The sequence below is a fragment of the Pseudomonas sp. EpS/L25 genome (genome assembly GCF_001512295.1).
Classification (GTDB): Bacteria; Pseudomonadota; Gammaproteobacteria; order Pseudomonadales; family Pseudomonadaceae; genus Chryseomonas.
In genome coordinates, this window is sequence record NZ_LNUP01000001.1 from 90,045 (window position 1) to 112,134 (window position 22,090).

Consider the following 22,090-nt stretch of genomic DNA (forward strand, 5'->3'; position numbering starts at 1 on the left):
CCCTTTTCAACGAAGCATCACCGAGCGCAGACACTCTTCGTACAGGGCCTAGGCCCTCCCCCGCTCCGGAACCCCCAGCATGCAGCCACTCATCGCCACCTTCGCCGAACTCAAGGACTATTGGCGCCAGGAAGTGCTTGATGCGCCGGGCAAGCCGCTGCGCCTCAAGCGCCTGCTGCGGCGCGTGGCGGCCGGGGAAAGTCCGAGCTTCCTGTTCTGGTATCGCCTGGCCCAGTTCCTCTACTGCCGCCCGCGTGGCCTGCTCAACTATCGCAAGCTGGCCGAGCGGCTCAATCGCCGGCTGATCCGCCGCCACAACATCGAGATCCTGCTGGGCGCCCGCATCGGGCCCGGACTGCGCCTACCCCATCGCATGGGCATCTGCGTCTCCAACCTGGCGGTGATCGGGCGTAACGTGATGATCCGCCAGCACACCACCATCGGCATCAAGAGTGACGATCTCGAACGGCTGGTCGGCATCTTCATCGGTGACAACGTCGATCTGGGCGCCCACGTCTGCATCGTCGGCGACCACCTCACCATCGGTGACAACGTGGTGGTCGGCGCCGGCGCTCTGGTGCTGCGCGACATTCCCGCCGGCAGTCTCTACTACAGCCGTCACGAAGCGGTGATCCGCCCGCTACCGGGTGCTAGGCCCGCGGATGGCGCCCGCTGAAGACGGTCCGCAGCATCCGCGGCAGGACGCCGTACAGATAGAGGCGATTGCCCAGCAGCTGTCGTCCCAGATAGCGCAACACCTTGCCGCGCGAGGCGCCCTTGTAGTGCAGGCGCAGCAGCAGGGCGACATAGAACTTCTCGACATCGCGAAAGCGCCGCTGGGCCGGGGTTTCCGCTTCCAGCTCGGACAGCGAATGATCCAGCATCCCGGCGCAGAGCAGCTCGACCGGCTCTTCCCGGGCCAGCGCCTGGACCCGCAGGAAGAAGGAGACGTCGACGCCATAGAGGGCGAAACGCTCGTCGAAGACATCGCCATGGCGGGCGGCGATGCGCTGGGCCAGGCCCTGCGACAGGCACAGCCCGGAGCTGATGGTGACGGTCGCCTGGGGATCCAGCAGCCCCTCCTCGGTCACCACGGCCTTGTACTGATGGGGATAGCGCACAGCGCCCGCTCCCAGTACCAGGGGCACCAGCAAGTCCGCCCGTTGCGTCAGCGCCTGAAGATAGCGCTCGTCCACCACGGTGTCCTGATCGAAGATGACCAGCCGTTCGGCGCCCAGACGCAGGGCCTGGTTGTAGACGCGACTCAGGGGCGGATTGTCGAGATCTTCCTCGATGAGCACCCGGCCCCAGCCCGGCGCCGCTAGCAGCGCCTGCCGCTCCCCCGCTTCCAGGGACCGAGGACCGTTGTTCCAGACCAGCAGGGCGCTGTCGGCCGGCAGGCTGGCCGGGGACTGGGCCCGCAGGCTGTTGAGGGTGGCCGACTCCTCGGAGCGCAAGCCATAGAGGACGACCAGAAAGAGCGTTCGCATGGAGTTTCCTGAGGACGAAGGCTTAGCCGCGCATCCGCTTGCGCAGATAGTCGAGTGCCGCGCCGGCTTCGTCGGCCAGGTGCGGACGGGGCAGGTCGTTTGGCCAGATGCCTTCGGCGAAGGCCTGGCGATCACCGCCACCCAGGCGTTCGCTGAGCGCCCGCTCCCACCAGACGTGGCGACAGGCCTGGGCATAGCTGTCCTGGGGCGCCAGGCAGCCATAGAGCAGTTTGCGCCCCAGACTCGCTCGCTGCTTGTCCAAACCGGCCAGTTGCCACTTCACCCGCAACCGGGTCCAGACATCGGGCAGCGGCTTGGTCAGGGGCACCTCCTGCCAGTGACGCCGCAACTCGGCCGTGTAGTCCTCGCCATAGCGCTCGAAGAAATGCGCCAGCATGAAGTGCAGAAAGCGTTTCTCGGCGTAGTAATGCCGGATGGCCCCCCGCGCCTCGGTGATGGCCAGGTCGGCCAGGCTGAACGACAGCGCGATCTGCTCCAGGGTATGGACCTCGTCGTCATGCCCGCGCCAGTCATCGATCAGGCTGATCGCCTGCTCGACCCGCGCCTGGTGGCTGCGCGACAGCCCGCAGACCCCGCTGTTGTAGAGGCGGGTGTCTTCGGCTGGCTCCTGGCGCCGTTCGGCCAGCGCCGCGGCGAAGCGGACGAATTCAGGACGGGCGCGCGCCTTGCGCCAGCGCCACTCCTCGACGTCCATCACCCCACGCTGGTCATCGATACCGTCGAACAGGGGTGAAAGCGGCGCCTGAACCACGGTATCGCTGTCGAGAAACAGCGTCCGCTCCGCCCGGGGCAAGGCCCAGGCGATGGCGCAAGCCTTGCTGCGATGCAGGTAGCCGTGCTGCCCCTGCCACGCCTGGAGCGTCGCGCCATCGATGGGCAGCAGTTCCACCGGCCAGCCCTGATAGTCCTGCGGCCGATCGGTCACGACGCGGATGGCAATGTCCTGCTGCTGCCGCCAATGCAGGGCACTGAGCAGGCTGAACTTGAGTTCCTGCCGATAGACTTGAGCGCCGCCATAGACGAAGTACAGCAGCTGACGAGTTGGACGCATGTAAGGGTGCCGGCAAAAATTTGATTCTACCAACAAGCGCGCGGATAGGGCGTAAGGGTCACTTCACAGGCTGCCACCTTCGGGTAACATGCACGCCCTGACGTTGACGGGTCCTGCATGAAGCCTCTCGAACATTCGCGCTATCTCGAACTGCGCGACGCCGCCCAGGTGGTGGAAGCCGATCATCACGGCGACAAGGTCCTGCGCCTTACCGACGGCAGCTACCTCAAGCTGTTTCGCCGCAAGCGACTGCTGACCTCGGCCGCGCTGTTCCCCTATGCCCAGCGCTTCGCCGACAACGCCCGCCAATTGGCCGAGCGCGGCATTCCCTGTCCGCAGGTGCTGGAGGTCTATCGCGCCGCCTCGCTGCAGCGCGACATCGTCCACTACAGTCCGCTACCCGGCCAGACGCTGCGCCAGTTGCGCGAGTCAGCACCGGCAGGGGAGCTGCGCCCGGCGCTGGGGCACTTCATCGCCAGCCTGCACGACGGTGGCGTCTACTTCCGCTCCCTGCACCTGGGCAACGTGGTGCTGACACCCGAGGGTCGCCTGGGCCTGATCGACATCGCCGACCTGCGTTGCCACGCCCGGCGCCTGCCGTTGCGTCTGCGGGTGCGCAACTTCCATCACCTGCTGCGCTACGGTGAAGACCGCGATTGGCTGTTCCAGCCCGGTCGCGAGCCCTTCCTGCGCGCCTATGCCGAGGCCTGCCGCCAGCCGCTGGACTGGCGCGAGTTCGACCGGCAACTGCAGGACTAGCTCGCTAGCGCCTGACCCAGCGCCAGCTTGCGCCGTCGCTGCACCTCGGCTCCCACGATCATGGCCGCGGGCAGCAATACCAGTGGCCAGAGCTCGTCCGGATTGCCGATCAGTTTGGCACCGTCGAAGTTGAGCATCAGCAGCGCCACCGCCAGATAGAGCCCCCAGGGATCACGCTGGCGCAGCGCGGCGCCAAGGGTCGCCAGCATCAGCACGCCGAAGATCAGCAGCGACACCAGCCCCGTGTAGATGCCGAAGGACACGAAGATGTTGTGCGGGTGCTGGATGGCCTCGGTGCCATGCAGCAGATCGTGGCTCTGGTAGCCCAGGCCGCACCCCAGCCACCAGCCGCAGGCTTGCCAGTCCTTGATCATGAAGTGGAACAGCTCGATGCGCCCGGAATCGGCTCGTCCCCAGAAGGAAAGGAACCAGGCCTCGGTGTGCACTACCTGGATCACACCGGCGATCAGGGCACTGACCAGTACGACGAGGGCCAGGGTGCGCAGCGGAAAGCGTGGGAAGGCGAAGAGCACGCCGAGGGCGGCGAGAAAGCCTATGCCCACCAGACCGGTACGGGTCTGCAGGGCGAAGGAAATGCCGACGATGGCGATCACCACGGCCGCCAGCAACTCGCCCCAGCGCCGCTCGCGAATCCAGGTAGGCGCCGCCAGGCCACCCAGGCAAACCAGCCAGATGCTCACATAGATGGGATTGGAGATCCGCCCCGGGAGATGAACCACCCGTTGGCCGAGGGCGTAGTGGCCGGTCAGCCAGAACACCAGACTGGACCCCACGGCGTAGGCACAGACCACCCAGAACGCCAGGCGTACGAATCCCGGACGCCGGAAGAAGTCGCCGTCCACCAGACAGGCCACGGTGAGGACGAACAGCGTCACGTAGAGAATGTGCTTGAAGAACTGTCCCTCCTCGGCTCGTACACCTGGAACGATGAACCAGGCGAGGAACACCAACCAGAGCAGCAGCAGCGGCGAGCGCCAATCGATCAGGCGCGGACGCAGGACGAAGAGAATCAGCGCCGGCAGGGCGATGGTCACGTAGTAGAAGCTGTTGATCCACTTCGCGACGGGAATGCACAGATAGGCGGTGATGAAGATCAGCACTGCCAGGGTGAAGTAACGGCTTTGCTGCAGACGATCGAGCAGGGGTGTCACCACAACAGGGCTCCCAGGAGTGCGCCGACCAGAAAGGCCAGTGCCAGTTTGATGCGCTCCATGCGCCGACGCTTCTGCTTGTCCTGGCGATCCTTGTCGCTGACCACGTGCTGACCGAAGCCGGTATGCAGCACGGCGTCGTTTTCCAGGATCAACGCATAGCGGTTTTCATCGGCATAACGCCGGGAGAGCTCCTTTTCACCGCTCAGCTCGCCATAGGGGGCGTGCAGGAGATAGTCGGCGCGCCGACGTAGACCAGGATTGAAGGAAAACCCTTGCCATTCGGGTTTGTGCGAGCCGACCTCGTGGAAGGCGATGCCGGCCTGTACCTGCCGCGGCTTGAGATAGACATAGGGGCTGTGGATGGCCAGGTCATGGGCATGACTGCGCAGCCAGACCTGCAGCGCCTGGGGATCGGCCTCCAGCAGGGCCCGGGAATCCTCGATGAAGCCGGGGCGATAGAAGGCCCAATCGTCTTCGCAATGGAAGATCCAGGACGTCTCGACCCGCGCATAGGCGGCATCGACGCTGCGCATCTGACCAAGCTTGGGGTGGTTGACGATGAACTCGGTGTGCTCGCGCCAGTGCGCCGGAATGCATTCACGTACACCTTCGTCGCCGGAATCCTCGGTGATGAAGACGCGGCGGATGGGCGCGGTGTTGAATTCGTCGAAGGTCGCCAACGTCTGCTTGAGCAGCTCGAAGCGCCCGCAGCTGGTGACCACCAGGGAAATGTCGCTGTCGGCGGAAAACTGCACGTTCTACCCTTTCTGCCAGATGAGTCGAAAGCCAGGCTCAGGGCGGCGCATCAGCGTCCCAGCCTCGCCAACAGGCGTTGCAGGAACCCAGGTGCGACCGCCGGCCGCAGCGCTGGGGTTATAGCCGAAACCACGCGCGCACCCAAGTGGCCGAAGGCGAAAGAGTGACGGGCCAGAGCCTCTCCGGCCCTGGCGATGGCCGCGGCGTGCGGCGGATCGGCACGCAGTCGCGCGAGTTTTTCGCGTAATTCGTCCAGTGAGCGATAGAGCACCACGTTGACGCCATCCTCGAAACCCAGCGCCCGATTCTCTTCTTCGCCCTGATCAAAGGTGAAGAGCAGGCAGCCGCAGGCCATGGCCTCGAAGTTCTTGATCATGTACTCGCCCATGCCGACATCGGCGCCGACGAAGAAGCGGATACGATTGAGCGTCTGCAGGTATTCCTCGCCCGAGCGGGTCTTGGTGATCAGCAGCGGCTCGACCCTGGCAAGGTCTTCCAGGAGCTGCTTGCGTCCGCTGTAGGCCACGCTGCCCAGGCTGCCGACGAAGCCCAGCTCGATGTCGCGCACCAGGCCCAGGTCACGCAGGCGGCTGTCGTCGTAGCCCTTGGGCACGAAGACGGCGTCCACCCCCTCCTCCCGTAGCCGCCGCGCCACGCCGGCGCCGGAGACCAGCACCCGGACGTGGGGCATGGCCTGGTAGTAGCGGCTGAATTTGCCGGTGTACTTGCAGGGGATGAAATTCTGGTAGGCGTCGTGCTCCAGCTCCACCAGATTGGGCAGGCTGCGGATGAAGGCGACCTGCTTGAGCTGCTTCTTGAATCTCAGAAACAGCAGGATGCGATCGTATTGCTCGGGCTGGGGTACGGCGCGGCGGAAATAGCCGCGCAGATCGGCCTGTTCTTCGTCGCTCAGCCAGCGCAGATCGCAGTCGCAGTGGGCAGCGATGCTGGCATAGAAATGGTCCAGCAGGATGCGTTGTTCCTTCTGGACCAGGAACAGGACTCTCACGGCGCCGGAGCCCTGAAGGCCGCGACCATCGGCAGCCGCCAGAACTCGCGGCGCACCGCATCGTCGGAGAAGCGTTCGGCCAGGCGTTCGCGCATGTGCTGGACACAGGCGCGCTTCTGGCTCGGTGCCAGGCGGCCTAGGTGCTGCAGGCCCTGGCCGAGGGCTTCGGTATCGCCCAGGGGAAAGAGGAAGCCGACGCCCTCGACGATCTCCCGGGCGCCGCCGCAGGCGGTGGCGATCAGGGGCACACCGGCGGCCATGGCCTCCAGCAGGACCATGCCGAAGGGCTCGTGGTCGGAACTCAGGGCGAAGACGTCGAAGGCCTTGAAATAGCGCCGGGCGCCTTCCACCTGGCCGAGGAACAGCACCCGGTCGGCGATGGCCAGTTCGCGGGCCAGGTCCTTGAGGTCCTCTTCCAGGCGGCCCTTGCCGAGGATCGCCAGTAGGGCATTGGCCGGCAGATTTGGCAGGGCAGCGGCGAAGCCGCGCAGCAGGGTGGCCTGGTCCTTGTCCGGATGCAGGCGCCCGACGTTGCCAACGATCCAGGCGTCAGGGGGCAGCTTGAGTTCGGCGCGGGCCTGGTCGGCCGGCAGCAGCTCGCGCTCCACCGCCTCGACATCCAGGCGATTGTAGAGGGTCTCGATGCGCTCGGCCAGCCAGTCCTTGAGGCGCTGGCGGATCTCGTCGCGCACCGCATCGGACACGGCGAGCAGGCTCAGGCGTTTGCTCATCAGCTTGGCGAACAGCCGCCGGCCGAGCCGATCGTAGTCGCCGAAGGCATGGTGGACGCCGATCACCGGCAGGTTGGTGGCCAGGCAGGCGATCCAGATCGGCTTGAATCTATGGGCGATGACGAAGCGGATGCCCCGCGAGCGGACGATCTCGCGCAGCGCCTGGATGGCGCCGAGCTTGAGGCCGCGCACGTCCCGCGAGGAATACTCCAGGAACAGCACCTCGTCGCTGCCGCAGCTGGCGGCCACCTCGGCATCGGCGGTGCCGGTAAGGAAGACCGTGGTGACGCTGTAGCCGCTGCCCGCGAAGAGGCTGGCGGTCTGGCGGGCGCAGTCGAGGAAGGGACCGTCGTAGCCGTGACAGAACTGCAGCACCCGCGGTTCGGCGGAACGCGTCATACGCCAGCCCCCTCCTTGACCACCAGGATGTCTTCCATGATCAGGTACTGCAGGTCCGAGCCGAAGAACATGTTCAGGGCGTCGGTGGGCGAGCAGACCATGGGCTCGCCGCGGCGGTTGAGCGAGGTGTTGAGGGAGACGCCGTTGCCGGTGAGCTTCTCCAGCTCGACCATCAGGTCGTACCAGCGCGGATTGTGCCAACGCTCCAGCACCTGGGCCCGGGAGGTGCCGTCTTCATGGACCACCTCGGGCACCCGGCTCTTCCACTCTTCGTTGACCTCGAAGGTGAAGGTCATGAAGGGCGAGGGATGATCGACCTTGAGCATCTGCGGCGCCACGGTGTCGAGCATGGACGGGCAGAACGGCCGCCAGCGCTCGCGGAACTTGATCTGGGCGTTGATGCGATCGGCCACGCCCGGCACGCTGGGGCAGCCGATGATGGAACGACCGCCCAGGGCACGCGGACCGAACTCCAGGCGCCCTTGGAACCAGGCCACCGGATTGCCGGCCACCATGATCTCGGCGATACGCTGGGGCATGTTCTCGATCTTCTGCCACTTGGGTGCCTGGGGATGGCGGGCGCAGGCGGCGATGACGTCCTCGTTGCTGTAGCCGGGGCCGAGATAGACGTGCTCCATCTTCTCCACCGGCACGCCACGGGCGTGGGAGACGTAGGCCGCGGCGCCGACGGCGGTGCCGGCGTCGCCCGAGGCGGGCTGGACGAACAGCTCCTTGACCTCGGGACGGGCGATGATCTTCTGGTTGAGCTTGACGTTGAGCGCGCAACCGCCGGCGAAGGCGATCTTGCCGGTCTCGCGGATGATGTCGCCCAGGTAGTAATCCATCATCTCCAGCGCCAGCCGCTCGAACAGCGCCTGCATGCTGGCAGCGTAATGGATGTAGGGATCGTCGGCGATGTCACCTTCCCGCTTGGGTCCCAGCCACTCGATCAGCTTGGGCGAGAAATAATAGCCCTTGCCCTTTTCCTTGTAGCGCCGGAAGCCGATGACGTTGGCGTAATCGGTGTTGATGATCAGTTCGCCGTTCTCGAATGTCGCCAGGCGCGAGAAATCGTACTTGCTGGCATCGCCATAGGGCGCCATGCCCATGACCTTGAATTCGCCGTCGAGCATCTCGAAGCCGAGGAATTCGGTGAGGGCACCGTAGAGGCCGCCCAGGGAGTCCGGATCGTAGAACTCCTTGATCTTGTGGATCTTGCCGTTCTCGCCGTAGCCGAAGAAGGTGGTGGCGTACTCGCCCTTGCCGTCGATGCCGAGGATGGCGGTCTTTTCGCTGAAGCCCGAGCAGTGGTAGGCACTGGAGGCGTGAGCCAGGTGGTGCTCGACGGCTTCCAGCTTGACCTTCTTCAGGTCGAAGCCGAGCTGTACCAGGCACCACTCGATGCGCTTCCGGTAACGGTGGTAGCGGCGATTGCCGAACAGGATGGCGTCCAGCGCGCGATCCGGCGCATAGGCATAGCGTTTGGCGTAGTGCCAGCGAGCCTCGCCTAAGAGGCTGATGGGCGCATAGGGAATGGCCACCACGTCGACGTCGGCGGGGGTGATCCCGGCCTGCTCCAGGCAGAACTTGGCCGCCTCGTAGGGCATGCGGTTCTTGGCATGCTTGTCGCGCACGAAGCGTTCTTCTTCCACCGCGGCGATCAGCTTGCCGTCTATGTAGAGCGCGGCGGAGGGATCGTGGCTGAGGGCGCCGGACAGGCCAAGGACGGTCAGGGACACAGGTAAAGCCTCTGTACAGGGCGTAACCAGGGGTTCGCCGGGGTTTCGCGAGGCCGCTGCAGGCCCGCCTCGCCTCAAAAACGGCGAATTATAGCCGTTCACCGCCACCGGGGGTAATCGCGCCACGGCACATTGTGGCCAGGCAGTGCCGCTTCCGGGCCGAAAACGCCGAAGCCCGCCGGATCGCTCCGGCGGGCTTCGCGTTGTCAAGCCGCCAGGATCAGCGCTTGTCGGGCAGGGCGTAGGCGATCACGTAGTCGCCACGATCCGGCGACTGGCGGGCGCCACCGGCGCTGATCACCACGTACTGCTTGCCGGTCTTGGGCGAGACGTAGGTGATGGGCGTGCCCTGGCTGCCCACCGGTAGGCGCGCGCGCCAGATCTCGCGACCGGTGCCACTGTCGTAGGCGCGCAGGTAGTAGTCCTGGGTCCCGGCGAAGAACAGCAGGCCGGACTGGGTCGCCAGGGAACCACCCAGAGTGGGCATGCCGATGGGAATCGGCAGGTGCAGCTTGATGCCCAGGGGACCGGTGTCCTGCACGGTACCGACCGGCACCTGCCAGGCGACCTTGCGGGTCTTGAGGTCGATGGCGGTCATGGTGCCGTAGGGCGGCGCCTGGCAGGGAATGCCTAACGGCGAGAGGAAGCGATTGCGCAGCGAGCCGTAGGGGGTACCGGTCTGGGAGGCGGCGCCCATCTCGACGCCACCGGCCTTGTCGTTCTCCATCTGGGCGCGCGGGATCAGCCGCGTCCACAGACCCAGGCGCATGTCGTTGACGAACAGGTAGCCGGTGGTGGGGTCGATGGAGTTGCTGCCCCAGTTCATGCCACCCAGGGAGCCCGGCCACTGCAGGGAGACGTCGGTGCTGGGCGCGGTGAACAGGCCGTCATAGCGCATCTTCTTGAACTGGATGCGGCAGATCAGCTGGTCATAGGGGGTGGCGCCCCACATGGCCGACTCGGTGAGGGTCTCGGTGCCGATCGACGGCATGCCGACGGATACCGGCTGGGTCGGGGCGTGACGTTCACCGTCGACCGCAGGGACCGGCGCCTTGACCGGCTGCTCGCGTACCTCGGCGATGGGCTGGCCGGTTTCGCGATTGAGCAGGAAGACCTGACCGGCCTTGGTGGTCTGGATCAGGCCCGGCAGGGTCCCGCCCTGCCCGTCCGGCACGTCGACCAGGGTCGGCTGGGACGGCAGGTCGTAGTCCCAGAGGTCATGGTGCACGGTCTGGTAGACCCAACGCTCCTGGCCGGTCTTGGCGTCCAGGGCGACCACCGCCGAGCTGTACTTGTCGTCCTGCGGCGTCCGCTCGCCACCCCAGGCATCAGGGGTGGTATTACCGGTCGGCAGGTAGATCAGCCCGAGCTTGGCGTCATAGGCCATGGAGGTCCAGACGTTGGGCGTGGCGCGGGTGTAGTCGATGTTGGGGTCGAGCGGGGTATCCGGTTTCTCCTTGGCCAGGTCCCAGGCCCAGACCTTCTTGCCGGTGTGGACGTCGAAGGCGCGGATCACGCCGCTGGGCTCGTTGACCTCGATGTTGTCGGCCACCCGACCGCCGATGACGATCAGGTCACCCGCCACCAGCGGCGCGGCGGTCAGGGTATAGAAGCCCGGTTTGACCTGGCCCATGCCGGCCTTGAGGTCGACCATGCCGTTGTCACCGAAATCGGCGCAGGGCTTGCCGGTGTCGGCGTCGAGGGCGAACAGCCGGGCGTCGATGGTGGTGGTGAGGATGCGACGCAGGCAGGCGGTCGCCGGCTGCGCGGGAGTGGCCGGCGCCTCGGCGCTGGCCTGGGCGGCAGGGGCATCCTCGTGGTAGCCGACTCCACGGCAGCGCTGCCAGTTGGGCGCGTTGGCCTTGGGATCGAAGGACCAGCGCTTGGCGCCGGTGTCGGCGTCCACGGCGAACACCTGGTTGTGCGGACTGCACAGGTAGAGGGTGTCACCGACCTGCAGCGGGGTCTCCTGGTCTTCGGCGCCGAAGCCGTTGCTCTGGGGTACGTCGCCGGTGCGGAAGGTCCAGGCGACCTGCAGCTCGCCGACATTGGCCTTGGTGATCTGATCCAGGGCGGCGAAGCGGGTCCCAGCGGTGGTGTTGCCCCAACTCCGCCAGTCCTTCTGGGCGGTCTCGGGGGTCACCGGGGTGATGGCAGGCGTGGTGGTGGCAGCCACCAGCGGCTGGGGCTTGAACATCCAGGCGAAACTCGTCGCGCAGGCCACCGCCAACAGGCCGGCCAGTACGTAGCCACCCTTGCCGGCCACGCCGCCACGGGCGCGCACCAGCGCCGGATAGGCCAAGGCCACCACGGCGCCGATCACGGCGAACATCATCAGGCGCGAGACCAACGGCCAGAACACCAGACCGACATCGGCCAGGGCCCAGATCAGGGTCGCCAGCAGGAACAGGGCGTAGAGCCAGGCACCCAGCGGCCGTCGGATGGCGATCAGGACGCCGGCCAGGGTCAGCAACACGCCGCCCAGGGCAAAATACGGACTGCCGCCGAGGGTGGCGAGATAGACGCCCCCGCCCCCCAACGCCAGACCCAGGAGGGCGATCAGCACGCCCAGGGCGGATACCAGGAATTTGCAGGCGCCCAGGGCGCCGCCGTTGCCACTCATCGTTGTCTCCTCAAATACGTGCACGCCAGAAGCCCGCCATTGGCGGGTTCGTCCAGGGATCTCGTTCTCGTTATGGAAGCCGGGCGTAACGCGCAGGTCGGTCGCCGTGGCAGGCCCCTCAGGCTGCGGCATTTTGCCACAAAGGTAGCCAGCTAATTAACTGAACAGTCCATTCCCGAGCGAAACGGGTCGATTATCGAACAGAGGCGTTCAGGCGGGAGGCAGGCGCTCGTCGAGCAGGCGATGCAGGGCGCTGCCAACCGGCCAGTTGCGCAGCAGGCGGGCGCGGTCGCGGGCATAGGCGCTAGCATAGGCTCGGTCGCTGTCATGGGCCTGCAGGGCGTCGAGATCGATCACCAGCCAGCGGCCGTCGTGCCAGATCAGGTTGGTACCCTTGAAGTCGCCATGGCCGAGGCGTTCGCGGCGCAGGGCCTCGACCAGCGCCAGCAGGGCGTCCAGCTCGGCCGCGGGCGGCGCGGAATCGACATAGGGCGCGAAACGCTCCAGCAGGTTGGGGCCGGCGACATAGGGCGTGACCAGGTAGGCGCGGCCGCGCAGGCCGAGGAAGCGTCGCTCACGCACAGCCAGGGGCTCGGGGGTAGGAATGCCGAGGAACAGCAGCCGGTGCCCTTCGCGCCAGCTGTGCCAGGCCCGACTGGGGCGCCAGAAGCGCGTCAGCCAGTGGCCGAAGCCCTTGATGTTGTATCTCTTGAGCACCAGGTCGTGCCCCTGCCATTGCAGCCGCGCCACGGTGGCGGCGCCGCCGTCCTTGAAGGTCGGCAGGCCGGCCAGGGCGGCGTCGGGATCGGCGATCAGGCCCTCCAGCGCGGCCAGCCAGCGGCGACGAATGGCGATCAGACCGAAGGCGCTGCGGGTGACGGCGAACAGGGTGCACTCGCGGCCGCTTTTCTTCAAATAATCCGCCAGCCGCCAGCGGCGGATCTCGGCGGTGCGCGCCAGCAGGGCGTCGAGGCGCAGGGCGTGCTCGGCGTTGACCAGCAGGTAGTGGATCAGCAGTTCTTCCAGCTGGCCATCCAGTATTGCCGGCAACTGGGCGAAGAACACCGCCAGGTTCTCCTGTACCCGTGCCTGGGACAGCGGCTCGCCGACGGTCTCGGTCTGGATGTCCGCGGCATCGATCACCAGGACGGTCCCGTCCTTGACCAGCAGATTGTCCAGGTGCAGGTCAGCCTGCCAGAGGCCCTGGGCGTGCAGCCGCGCCAGGGTGGCGAGGGCGGCGCCAAGCAATTCGTTCTGCGCCGGCGACAAGGGGGGCTCGGCGGCGAGCTGCTGCCAGAGCTGGTCGACGCTGGGCGCCGCCTCGATGAAGTCGAACAACAACCAGGCGCCCTGCCCGCTCGCCTCACCACTGTCCAGCAGCTCCGGTGTAGGCGCCTTGGCGGCCGCCAGCAGGCGACAACCTTCCCGCTCCCGGGCGTATTGCCGGGCGGCGCGGTCACCCACCAGCAGCTTGGCCAGCACCCGCCGCCCCTGCCACAGCGCCTCGCCGACATAGCGCTGCCCAGGCAGCACCCTGAGCAGCGAACGCAATTCCAGCTCGCCACTGGGCAATTCGATCCGCAGGGGCAGGGTCGGCGCGCGGCCGGCCCTGGCCAGTTGCTCCAGGGTCATGCCTTGCGCTCCTTGTGGCGGCGCCGCCCGGCCAGACGCCGACTCCAGTCCCGCACGGCGGCGCTGTCCAGCGGCTGGTCCAGATAGCTTGCCAGCAGGCGGCCGATGTCCTGCTCGCTCCATTGCGGCGCACGGCGCAGCAGGGGTTCGAGATCACGCAGACGATCGCGCCGGCCGAACAGCAGCGGCCGGGTCTTCTCCAGATCGATCAGCCGCGCGACCAGACCTTCGCCCTGGCGCTGCAGAAACAGGTGCTTGGGATAGAAGCAGCCATGCACCTGGCCGGCGGCGTGCAGCTGGCGAGCCAGCTCACCGACGGCGACCAGTACCGCCTGGCGCTCGTCCGGCGCCAGGTGCACCCAGACGCGCAGCCAGCTGTCGAGATCGCGCCAGTCGTCCAAGGCGCGGGTCAGCAGGATGGCGCGCCAGCCCTGGTCGTCACGGCGTTCGCCGTAATAGGCCAGTTCCAGCGCCGGGATGCCGCGCTCCGCGTAGCGGCGGATGTTGCGACTCTCGCGGGCGAAGGTGGGCTCGCCCAGCGGACGGGCCAGGGTACGGGTCAGGTAGTCGCGCTGGCGCTTGAGGTAGTAGCCATGGCCGGCCACGTCCAGGCGGAACACCTGGCTGAAGCCGCCACGCCCCTGGTTGGGTTCATCCACCGCCGTCAGGTCCAGCGCCCACAGCGCCTCGAAGCTGTCCAGACCCCGGCCCGCCAGCACGGCCCTGTCCTCGGCTGCCCACCAGTCGTTCATTCCCGCCCCTTGAAGTAGTCCAGCACCTCGCGGATGCGCCCCTTGTCGTTGTCACTGAGGCGTTCACGACCGCGATACTGCAGATAGAACCTCAGGCGCTGGGTGCGCGACAGCTGGTACTTGGCCACCTTGTCCAGGCAGGCCAGGTCCTTGACGATGCGCCAGCGCAGCCAATGACCGACCCAGAAGGCGCCGGCTGGGCAATCGATGAAATAGAGCACGCCCTGGCCATCCACCAGCAGGTTGCGCCACTTCAGATCGTTGTGGACGAAATGGTGGTCGTGCAGGGTGCGGGTCGCCGCCGCCAACTGCCGGCTGACGTTGTCCACCCAGACCCGGTCGCGCAGCCGCGGATCTTCGCGCCTGGCCAGTTCGGCGAGGTCCAGGGTGTCGGGAATCTCGCGGGTGATCATGGCGCCACGGGTGAAGCCCCGGGGCGAGCGCTCCATCCCCCAGGCCACCACCGGCGCGGTGGCGATGCCCCACTTGGCGAAACGCTTGAGGTTCTGCCATTCGGCCTTGACCCGCGGCCGCCCGACATAGCGCCGCAGCCCCTTGCCGGCGCCGTGGTAGCGCTTGACGTAGTAGCGGATGCCGTCGCGCTCGACGCGGATCACCTCCGACAGCGGGTCGCTGGTCAGGCGTTCGCCGCTGAGGGCGAACACCGCTTCGAGCGTCGCGAACTCGGGCAGGTGGGCGACGCTGGAATCGAGGCGCCAGTCAGCCATCAGAGCCGGTCTCCATAGCGCTCCTTGCGCTCCAGCAAGGCGGCGGCCTTGCGCTCCAGGCGCGCCAGCAGCGGCGCCTCGTCACGCAGGATCGCGCGCAGCGGCCGCTGGAAGTAGCCGCGCAGGAAGCGCAGGAAGTCGCGCCGCGTCAGGCCGATGCCCAGGGCGGAGAAATACAGCCCGGCCAGGTCCTTGTCGCGCCAGCGCCGGGGCACTTGGGTGCGGCACTGGGCACGGTGCAGGTCGATCAGCCAGAGCCGCAGATTGGCCACGGTCACCGGCTGGGCGGTGTCAAGCAGGAAATGGCAGATGTAGCAGTCGCGATGGTTGACCCCGGCCCGGTGCATGGCGCCGGTCATGCGCGCCACCTCGGCGATCAGCGCCCGCTTGAGCGCCGGCTCCGGTGGTTGGCGGACCCAGTCGAGACTGAAGTCTTCGAGGCTGACGGTGGGTGCCAGCTCCTCGGTGATGATGAAGGAATGCTGGGTCGCCGGATTGGCGCCGCGTTCGCCGAAGGCCACGGCGGTCATGGTCGGCACGCCGACTTGGTGCAGCCGCTCGATGGCCTGCCATTCCTGGCGCGCGCCCAGTACCGGCTGCTTGGCCTGCAGCAGGTTCTTGGCGATCTCGCCCCACCCGATGCCACGGTGGATCTTGACGAAATAACCCCGGCCGGCCACCTCGGTGCGCAGGGTGCGGCGCCCGTCCAGTTCGCGATAGACCTGGCCCTGCAGGGCTTCCACGGCGACGAAGGGGTCCTGACCGGCCCAGAGGCTGGCGAAGGGCTCGCGCAACTCCAGGGTCATGCCACCCCCAGGATGACGTCGGCGGCACGCTCGGGCAGCGAATAGAGATCGGCGCTGTCGGCGAAGGCCAGGCCATTACGGCCCTGCACCGCGCGGCGCTCGGGATCGGCCAGCAACTCGGCCAGCATCCGATCCAGGGTCTCCTGGGCGAAGGGCGACGGCACCACCGCGCCAGCGCGCGCCTCGTCGATGTAGTGGGCATAGCCGCAGACGTCGGTGACCAGCACCGGCAGCCCGGCGACCAGCGCCTCCAGCAGCACGGTGCCGGTGTTCTCGTTGTAGGCCGGGTGGATCAGCAGGTCGGCGCCGAGCAGGAAGCGCGGAATGTCGCTACGTCCCTTGAGAATCCGCACCCGGTCGCTCACGCCCAGAGCCTTGGCTTGCAGGATGAACGGCTTGGGATCGTCCTGGCCGATGGCGAACAGCCGGGTGCGGCGACGCAGGTCCTTGGGCAGGGAGGCCAGGGCGCGCAGGCTGCGATCCAGGCCCTTGGTCTTGAAGCCGGAGCCGATCTGTACCAGCAGCAGCTCACCCTCCTCCAGCCCGAATTCGCGCCGGAAGTCGGCGCGGATCTCGGCGGCATTGGCCGGCGCGCGGCGGTCGGCGGCGATGCCCGGCGGCAAGAGGTGGAAACGCGGCGCCGGCGTGCCGTAGTGCTTGACGAACAGTGGCTGCTGCACCTCGGAGATCATCAGGATCTCGGTGCGCGACTCGGGGGCGAACACCGCGCGCTCGTAGTCGGCGAAATGGCGATAGCGGCCCCACTGGCGATACAGCGGATTGCGCAGGGTCTGGGCCTTGTCCTCGAAGCAGGGATCGGCGGCGTAGTAGACGTCCAGCCCCGGCATCTTGTTGAAGCCGATCACCCGGTCCACCGGATCACGGGCCAGGTCCGCCTGCAGCCAGGCGTGGAATTTCTCGTTGCGCCGGTGATTGAACAGGGCGCTGACCTTGGCCACCCGTACATCGAAGCCTTCCGGCACCGGACCTTCCCAGATCAGGGTATAGACGCGGACGGCGTGGCCGCGGCGCTGGCACTCCTGGGCGATGCGCAGGAAGTCCCGCTGCAGGCCGCCAAAGGGAAAATACTTGTAGAGCACGAAAGCCAGGGTCATGCGGGGAGGTCTTCCAACAGCAGGGTTTCCAGTTCCAGCTCGACCCGCTCCGGGGTCAGGGCGGCCAGACTCGCGGCGGGCTGGTCACGCGGCTCGTCGGTACCCTCCAGGCCCACGGCGCTCAGGTGCACCTGGGAGCGGCCATAGGCGCCGACCTTCTTCGGGCTGGTCGGGCCGTAGAGGGAGACGGTGGGTACATCCAGGGCCGCGGCCAGATGACCGAGGCCGGTGTCCACCGCCACGCAGGCGCGGGCACCGGCCAGCACCTTGGCCACCCCGGCCAGGTTCAGGCGTGGCAAGACCTGGACGCCGTCCAGGCCGTCGGCGATGCGTTCGGCACGGGCGTGCTCCGCCTCGTTGCCCCACAGCAGGCGCACCGGCCAGTCCAACTGGCTCATGCGCTCGGCCAGCTCGCGCCAGTGCGCCTCGGGCCAGTGCTTGCTGACCCAGGTGGTGCCGTGCAAGAAGACCACGTAGGGCGTCTCGTTGGGACCGGCCAGGCGCTGCCGATCCAGGCCGTAGTCCCCTACGCCGGTCGGCAGCGGATAATCCAGGGCCTGGGCGAACAGCTGGCGTAGGCGCTCCAGGGCATGCTGCCCCTTGGCCACGTGGTAGCGCTCGTCGTAGAAACGACTGGCCAGCGGCTCGCGGGCCGAGTTGCGGTCGAGACCGGCCACCGGCGCGTCCACGTAGCGGGTCAACCAGGCGCTCTTGAGCAGACCCTGGGCATCGATCACCCGGTCGTAGCGCTGCTCGCGCACGCGCTCCTTGAATTCGCCCCACTCGCCACTGGCCCAGGCGGAAAAAGGCTGCTTGCGCCAGCGGCGCAGCGCCACCGGGATCACCTGCCCCACGGCCGGGTGCCAGGCGGGGATCTCGGCGAAGCCCTCTTCCACGACCCAGTCGAAGCAGACGCCCGGGATGGCCCGGGCCGCATCGGTCAGCGCCGGCAGGGTATGGATGACGTCGCCCAGGGACGAGGTCTTGACCACTAGCACGCGCATCTAGCCCACCTCGACCGGATCGGCGACCAGGCGGCCGAGGGCCTCCTGCACCTGGCTCGGCTGCAGCAGGCGCAGGCAGTCGTAGTGACCGAAGCGGCAGGTGCGGTCGAAGCAGGGACTGCACTCCAGCCCCAGCCGTACCACCTCCACCTGGCTCGCCAGCGGCGGCGTGAAGCCGGGCGAGGTGGAGCCGTAGACCGCCACCAGCGGCCGATCCAGGGCGGCGGCCACGTGCATCAGCCCGGAGTCGTTGCTGATCACTGCGCTCGCGCAGGAAAGCAGGTCGATGGCTTCGGCCAGGGAGGTCCGCCCGGCGAGGTTGTAGACATCGTCATCCAGGCCAGGGGTGACCCATTCGCGGATTTCCTCTCCCCCCGGGGCGTCCTTCTGCGAGCCGAACAGCCAGACCTGCCAGCCCTGGCGCAGCCGGGCATCGGCCACCTTGGCGTAGTGTCCGGCCGGCCAGCGCTTGGCCTCGCCGAACTCGGCGCCCGGGCAGAGCGCCAGCACCGGGCGGTCCAGGGTGAGTCCGAAGCGCTCCAGGGCGGCCTCGCGACTGGCCGGGTCGATGGCCAGCCGCGGCTCGGGATAGGGTTTGGGCAGTTCGGCGCCCGGTGCATAGGCCAGGGCCATGAAGCGCTCGATCATCAGCGGGTAGCGCGCCTTGTCCAAGGTACGGATGTCGTTGAGCAGGCCGAATCTCAGCTCGCCGCGCCAGCCGGTGCGCTTGGGAATGCCGGCGAAATAGGGCACCAGCGCCGATTTCAGCGAATTGGGCAGGAGGATCGCCTGATCGTAGCGACCGCGCAGCCGCTGGCCGATGCGCCGGCGCGTGGCCAGCTCCAGAGCGCCATGGCCGAGCGGGAAGCTCAGGGCCTCGCGCACCTCGGGCATGCGCTCGAGTAGCGGGCGACTCCACTCGGGGGCGAGTACGTCGATCTGGCAGTCGGGATGCTGGCGCTTGAGGCAGACGAAGAGGGTCTGCGCCATCACCATGTCGCCGACCCAACTGGGTCCGATGATCAGAATATTCATGCTGGAAGGCGATCGGCACCTAGTGGGTGGCCGACTCCCACTCCCTCAGGCCCTGCCTGATCGAAAGCTCGCGCACGGACATCGACATCTTGCCTCTCCTTACTGATGACGGCCTAAAAGGTGGCCGGATTGCCGGACGGCGTGTCCAGCCCCAGGCCGTGCCAGATACGGCGTACTTCGTCGCGCTCGGCGAGAAAGCCGTCGGCCGGTACCTTGCCCGGCCGCTTCTGCAGGACCAGGCGGTGCAGCGCGGCGCGATAGGCCTTGTAGGCTTCGCGCAGGGCAATGGCGTCCGTGGCCGGTACCAGACCAGCCGCTTCGAGGGATTCCAGGATGCGGATGTTGTCGGGAAAACGCAGCAATTCGGGATGCTGCCACGACCAGGCCAGAACGGCATATTGGACCATAAATTCGATATCGACGATACCGCCGGCATCCTGCTTGAGGTCGAACAGCTGCTCCGGCCGGCGAGCGTTCGGCCCCAGTCCGCCGGCGGTCACCGCAGTGCCGAGGTTGTCGAGCATCTTGTCGCGCATGCCGGCCACGTCGGCCTGCAGGGTCGCCAGCTCCCGCTGCCGACCGAGGATGCGCGCCCGCACCTCAGCGAAGCGCTCGCCCAGGCGTGGACAACCCGCCACCACCCGCGCCCGCACCAGCGCCTGATGCTCCCAGGTCCAGGCCTCGCTCCGCTGGTAGCGTTCGAAGGCCTCCAGCGAGCTGACCAGCAGCCCCGCCGCGCCGGAGGGTCGCAGGCGCATGTCCACCTCGTAGAGGGTGCCTACCGGGGTGGTGGTGGTGAGCAGGTGGATGATGCGCTGGCCAAGGCGATTGAAGAACTGGGCGCCATCCATGGGCTTGGCGCCATCGGTCTCGGCCAGGGGATCGGCGTCGTGAATGAACACCAGGTCGAGATCCGAGCCGTGGCCGAGTTCGATGCCGCCGACCTTGCCGTAACCGACGATGACGAAGTCCGGCTGGCAGGGCGAGCCGTCGCGCCGCTGCGGCGTGCCATGGCGCTGCACCAGCTGACGCCAGGCCAGGCCAAAGACCTCTTCGAGGATCACCTCGGCGAGCCAGGTGAGATAGTCGCTGACCTTCATCAGCGGCAGGCTGCCGGCGATCTCCGCCGCCGCCACCCGCAGGCTGTGGGCGCGCTTGAAGTGGCGCAGCACGTCCATCTGCTGCTCCAGGTCCTCTTCGGGCAGGCGCATCAGGCGCTCGCGCAATTCGGCGGCCAGCTCCGGCTTCTGCGGCGGATGATAGAGCCGACCTTCGTTGAGCAATTCGTCGAGCAGCGCCGGATAGCGGGCGATCTGCTCGGCCACCCAGGCACTGGCGCCGCAGAGTTCCAGCAGCCGCGCCAGGGCCGGCGGATTCTCGCTGAGCAGGACCAGGTAGGCGGAGCGCCGCGCCACAGCCTCCACCAGCGGCAGTACCCGTTCCAGCGCCCGGTCGGGCTGTTCGTCGAGGCTCACCGCGTCCAGCAGCCGCGGCATGAAGGCATCCAGCCGTTCGCGGCCGGCGCGCTGCATGGCCCGTACCTGGCCGCTGGCACGCAGGCTGGCCAGCAATTCCAGCGCCTGCTCCGGCGCCTGGAAGCCCGCCTCGCGCAACCGCGCCAGGGACTCCTCGGGGTCGAGCAGGTCTTCCCACAGCGGCAGCCAGCTGTCCTCCAGCTCGGCGCTCTGGGTCTCCTCCTCGGGATCGGCGATGGTCTGCTGGAAGTGCCAGTCGATGCGGCTGCGCCAACCGTCAAGGGCTGCGCTGAATTCGTCCCAGTCGGCATGACCCATGAGAAAGGCCACCCGCGCCCGACCCAGGGGATCCATCGGCAGGGTCTGGGTCTGCTGGTCGGCGATGGCCTGCAGCCCATGCTCGACATAGCGCAGGAAGCAGTAGCCCTCGCGGAGCTCCGCTTCGGCCGCCGCCGGCAGATAGTCGCGCTCGCGGAGACTGGTCAGCACCTTGAGCAGCGGTCGCTGCTGCAGCGCCGGATCGCGACCGCCATGGATCAGCTGGTAGGCCTGGGCAATGAATTCCACCTCGCGAATACCGCCCGCGCCCAGCTTGACGTTGTCAGTCATGCCGCGTCGGCGCACCTCCTGGCGGATCAGCTGCTTCATGCTGCGCAGGGCTTCGATGGCGGAGAAATCCAGATAGCGCCGATAGACGAAGGGCCGCAGCAGGGTCAGCAGCTCGGCGCCGCTGGCCTGGTCGCCGCCGACCACCCGCGCCTTGATCATGGCGTACCGTTCCCAGTCGCGACCCTGGTCCTGATAGTAGAGCTCCATGGCCGCGAAGCTCAGCACCAGGGCGCCAGCGCTGCCATAGGGCCGCAGGCGCATATCGACGCGGAAGACGAAGCCGTCCACCGTGGTGGCATCCAGCGCCTTGATCAGTCGCTGCCCGAGGCGGGTGAAGAATTCCTGGTTGTCCTGCTCGCGCCGTGCGCCGCGGGTCTCGCCCGCCTCGCCATAGGCGAAGATCAGGTCGATGTCGGACGACAGATTCAGCTCGCCCGCACCCAGCTTGCCCATGCCCAGCACCACCAGTTGCTGCGGCGCGCCGCTGGACCGGCCAGTGGGCACGCCGAACTGGACGCACTGCTGGGCGTAGAGCCAGGCACAGGCCTGGTCGATGCAGGCATCGGCCAGGTCGCTGAGGTCACGGCAGGTTTCCACCAGATCGGCCTGACGAGTCAGGTCGCGCCAGACGATGCGCACCTGCTGCAACATGCGAAAGCGCCGCAGGCGCCGCCCCAGCTCCGCCTCGTCCGGGCAGTCCGCCAGCGCCTCGCGCAAGCGCTGCGCCATCTCACCCGGCGCCAGCGGCTGGTGCAGGACGCCGCTGTCGATCAGCGCCAGGCAGGCCGCTGGCGAGCGACAGAACTGCTCGACGATGAAGTCACTGACGGCGGCCACCCGGCGCCACTCCTCGCGGACCTGCGCAGACCAGTCGGCCTGCTGGGCGGCAGCCGCCGGATCGGCGGCCAGGGCATCGGTCAGGCGATGATCGGCGAGCTCGGCGGCTACGACCAGAGTCGAAGGCAGTTCGTCGCGAAGGGGCGGTATCATGGGCAGTCCTGCGCAGGGACGGTCGAACCTCGCCAAGCCCGCCAGAAATCCCCGCTCAGGGACATTCCGACGGACCACCCGGTCCACGCGGGAACCGTCGCCACGTCCGTGGTTCGGAGTTCGCGAGCCCTGGAGCAGAGCGTACGACAAACGTCGAATTGTTTTTTATTCCATTACAGCTCGGAGCTGAA

General features: G+C 67.4%; 18 protein-coding genes. 2 read left to right on the plus strand and 16 right to left on the minus strand.

Translation table 11 applies throughout. The annotated features are described in order from the left end of the window. The first annotated feature begins 79 nt into the window (after positions 1 to 79). On the plus strand, positions 80 to 676 hold the full coding sequence (locus AR540_RS00450; RefSeq protein WP_059225894.1) for a serine acetyltransferase: 597 nt from the start codon (positions 80 to 82) through the stop codon (positions 674 to 676). Here the strand turns inward: AR540_RS00450 and AR540_RS00455 are convergent. Beyond that, complete coding sequence (locus AR540_RS00455; protein WP_059225895.1) at positions 651 to 1,490, minus strand: glycosyltransferase family 2 protein; 840 nt, start codon at positions 1,488 to 1,490, stop codon at positions 651 to 653. The genes AR540_RS00450 and AR540_RS00455 overlap by 26 nt on opposite strands. A 22-nt stretch (positions 1,491 to 1,512) precedes the next feature. Continuing rightward, positions 1,513 to 2,562 (minus strand): hypothetical protein, encoded by a 1,050-nt coding sequence (locus AR540_RS00460; protein ID WP_059225896.1) that lies wholly within the window; start codon positions 2,560 to 2,562, stop codon positions 1,513 to 1,515. 117 nt (positions 2,563 to 2,679) lie between these two features. Between AR540_RS00460 and AR540_RS00465 the strand changes: the two genes are divergently transcribed. Further along, positions 2,680 to 3,321, plus strand: a complete 642-nt coding sequence (locus AR540_RS00465; RefSeq protein ID WP_059225897.1) for a lipopolysaccharide kinase InaA family protein — start codon at positions 2,680 to 2,682, stop codon at positions 3,319 to 3,321. On the opposite strand, the gene AR540_RS00470 is transcribed toward AR540_RS00465, so the two are convergent. The 14 genes from AR540_RS00470 to glnE form a co-directional block, all read right to left on the minus strand. Continuing rightward, entirely contained in the window at positions 3,318 to 4,496 is a 1,179-nt protein-coding gene (locus tag AR540_RS00470; protein WP_177339173.1) for an O-antigen ligase family protein, read from the minus strand. The genes AR540_RS00465 and AR540_RS00470 overlap by 4 nt on opposite strands. Beyond that, positions 4,490 to 5,251, minus strand: a complete 762-nt coding sequence (locus AR540_RS00475) for a hypothetical protein (protein ID WP_059225898.1) — start codon at positions 5,249 to 5,251, stop codon at positions 4,490 to 4,492. Before AR540_RS00475 ends, AR540_RS00470 begins: the two co-directional genes overlap by 7 nt. Positions 5,252 to 5,301: 50 nt before the next feature. Beyond that, entirely contained in the window at positions 5,302 to 6,261 is a 960-nt protein-coding gene (locus tag AR540_RS00480) for a glycosyltransferase family protein (protein WP_059225899.1), read from the minus strand. Further along, positions 6,258 to 7,391 carry a glycosyltransferase gene (locus tag AR540_RS00485; RefSeq protein WP_059225900.1) on the minus strand — a complete coding sequence of 378 codons (1,134 nt, stop codon included), beginning with the start codon at positions 7,389 to 7,391 and terminating at the stop codon, positions 6,258 to 6,260. Before AR540_RS00485 ends, AR540_RS00480 begins: the two co-directional genes overlap by 4 nt. Then, positions 7,388 to 9,130: a carbamoyltransferase family protein gene (locus AR540_RS00490; protein ID WP_059225901.1), complete on the minus strand. Its 1,743-nt coding sequence runs from the start codon at positions 9,128 to 9,130 to the stop codon at positions 7,388 to 7,390. The genes AR540_RS00485 and AR540_RS00490 overlap by 4 nt, the downstream gene beginning before the upstream one ends. Positions 9,131 to 9,350: 220 nt before the next feature. Next, a complete protein-coding gene (locus AR540_RS00495) occupies positions 9,351 to 11,753 on the minus strand; it encodes a glucose/quinate/shikimate family membrane-bound PQQ-dependent dehydrogenase (RefSeq protein ID WP_059225902.1) in 2,403 nt (800 codons plus the stop codon). Between the two features lie 210 nt (positions 11,754 to 11,963). Continuing rightward, positions 11,964 to 13,385, minus strand: a complete 1,422-nt coding sequence (locus AR540_RS00500; protein WP_059225903.1) for a phosphotransferase — start codon at positions 13,383 to 13,385, stop codon at positions 11,964 to 11,966. Beyond that, positions 13,382 to 14,137 carry a lipopolysaccharide kinase InaA family protein gene (locus tag AR540_RS00505; protein WP_059225904.1) on the minus strand — a complete coding sequence of 252 codons (756 nt, stop codon included), beginning with the start codon at positions 14,135 to 14,137 and terminating at the stop codon, positions 13,382 to 13,384. Before AR540_RS00505 ends, AR540_RS00500 begins: the two co-directional genes overlap by 4 nt. Then, positions 14,134 to 14,865 (minus strand): lipopolysaccharide kinase InaA family protein, encoded by a 732-nt coding sequence (locus AR540_RS00510; RefSeq protein ID WP_059225905.1) that lies wholly within the window; start codon positions 14,863 to 14,865, stop codon positions 14,134 to 14,136. The genes AR540_RS00505 and AR540_RS00510 overlap by 4 nt, the downstream gene beginning before the upstream one ends. Further along, positions 14,865 to 15,671, minus strand: a complete 807-nt coding sequence (gene rfaP / locus AR540_RS00515) for a lipopolysaccharide core heptose(I) kinase RfaP (RefSeq protein ID WP_059225906.1) — start codon at positions 15,669 to 15,671, stop codon at positions 14,865 to 14,867. The genes AR540_RS00510 and rfaP overlap by 1 nt, the downstream gene beginning before the upstream one ends. After that, complete coding sequence (locus AR540_RS00520; protein WP_059225907.1) at positions 15,668 to 16,786, minus strand: glycosyltransferase family 4 protein; 1,119 nt, start codon at positions 16,784 to 16,786, stop codon at positions 15,668 to 15,670. The genes rfaP and AR540_RS00520 overlap by 4 nt, the downstream gene beginning before the upstream one ends. Beyond that, positions 16,783 to 17,790 (minus strand): lipopolysaccharide heptosyltransferase I, encoded by a 1,008-nt coding sequence (gene waaC / locus AR540_RS00525; protein WP_059225908.1) that lies wholly within the window; start codon positions 17,788 to 17,790, stop codon positions 16,783 to 16,785. Before waaC ends, AR540_RS00520 begins: the two co-directional genes overlap by 4 nt. After that, a complete protein-coding gene (gene waaF / locus AR540_RS00530; protein ID WP_059225909.1) occupies positions 17,791 to 18,825 on the minus strand; it encodes a lipopolysaccharide heptosyltransferase II in 1,035 nt (344 codons plus the stop codon). 113 nt (positions 18,826 to 18,938) lie between these two features. Then, on the minus strand, positions 18,939 to 21,899 hold the full coding sequence (gene glnE / locus AR540_RS00535) for a bifunctional [glutamate--ammonia ligase]-adenylyl-L-tyrosine phosphorylase/[glutamate--ammonia-ligase] adenylyltransferase (protein ID WP_059225910.1): 2,961 nt from the start codon (positions 21,897 to 21,899) through the stop codon (positions 18,939 to 18,941). Positions 21,900 to 22,090 lie beyond the last annotated feature (191 nt).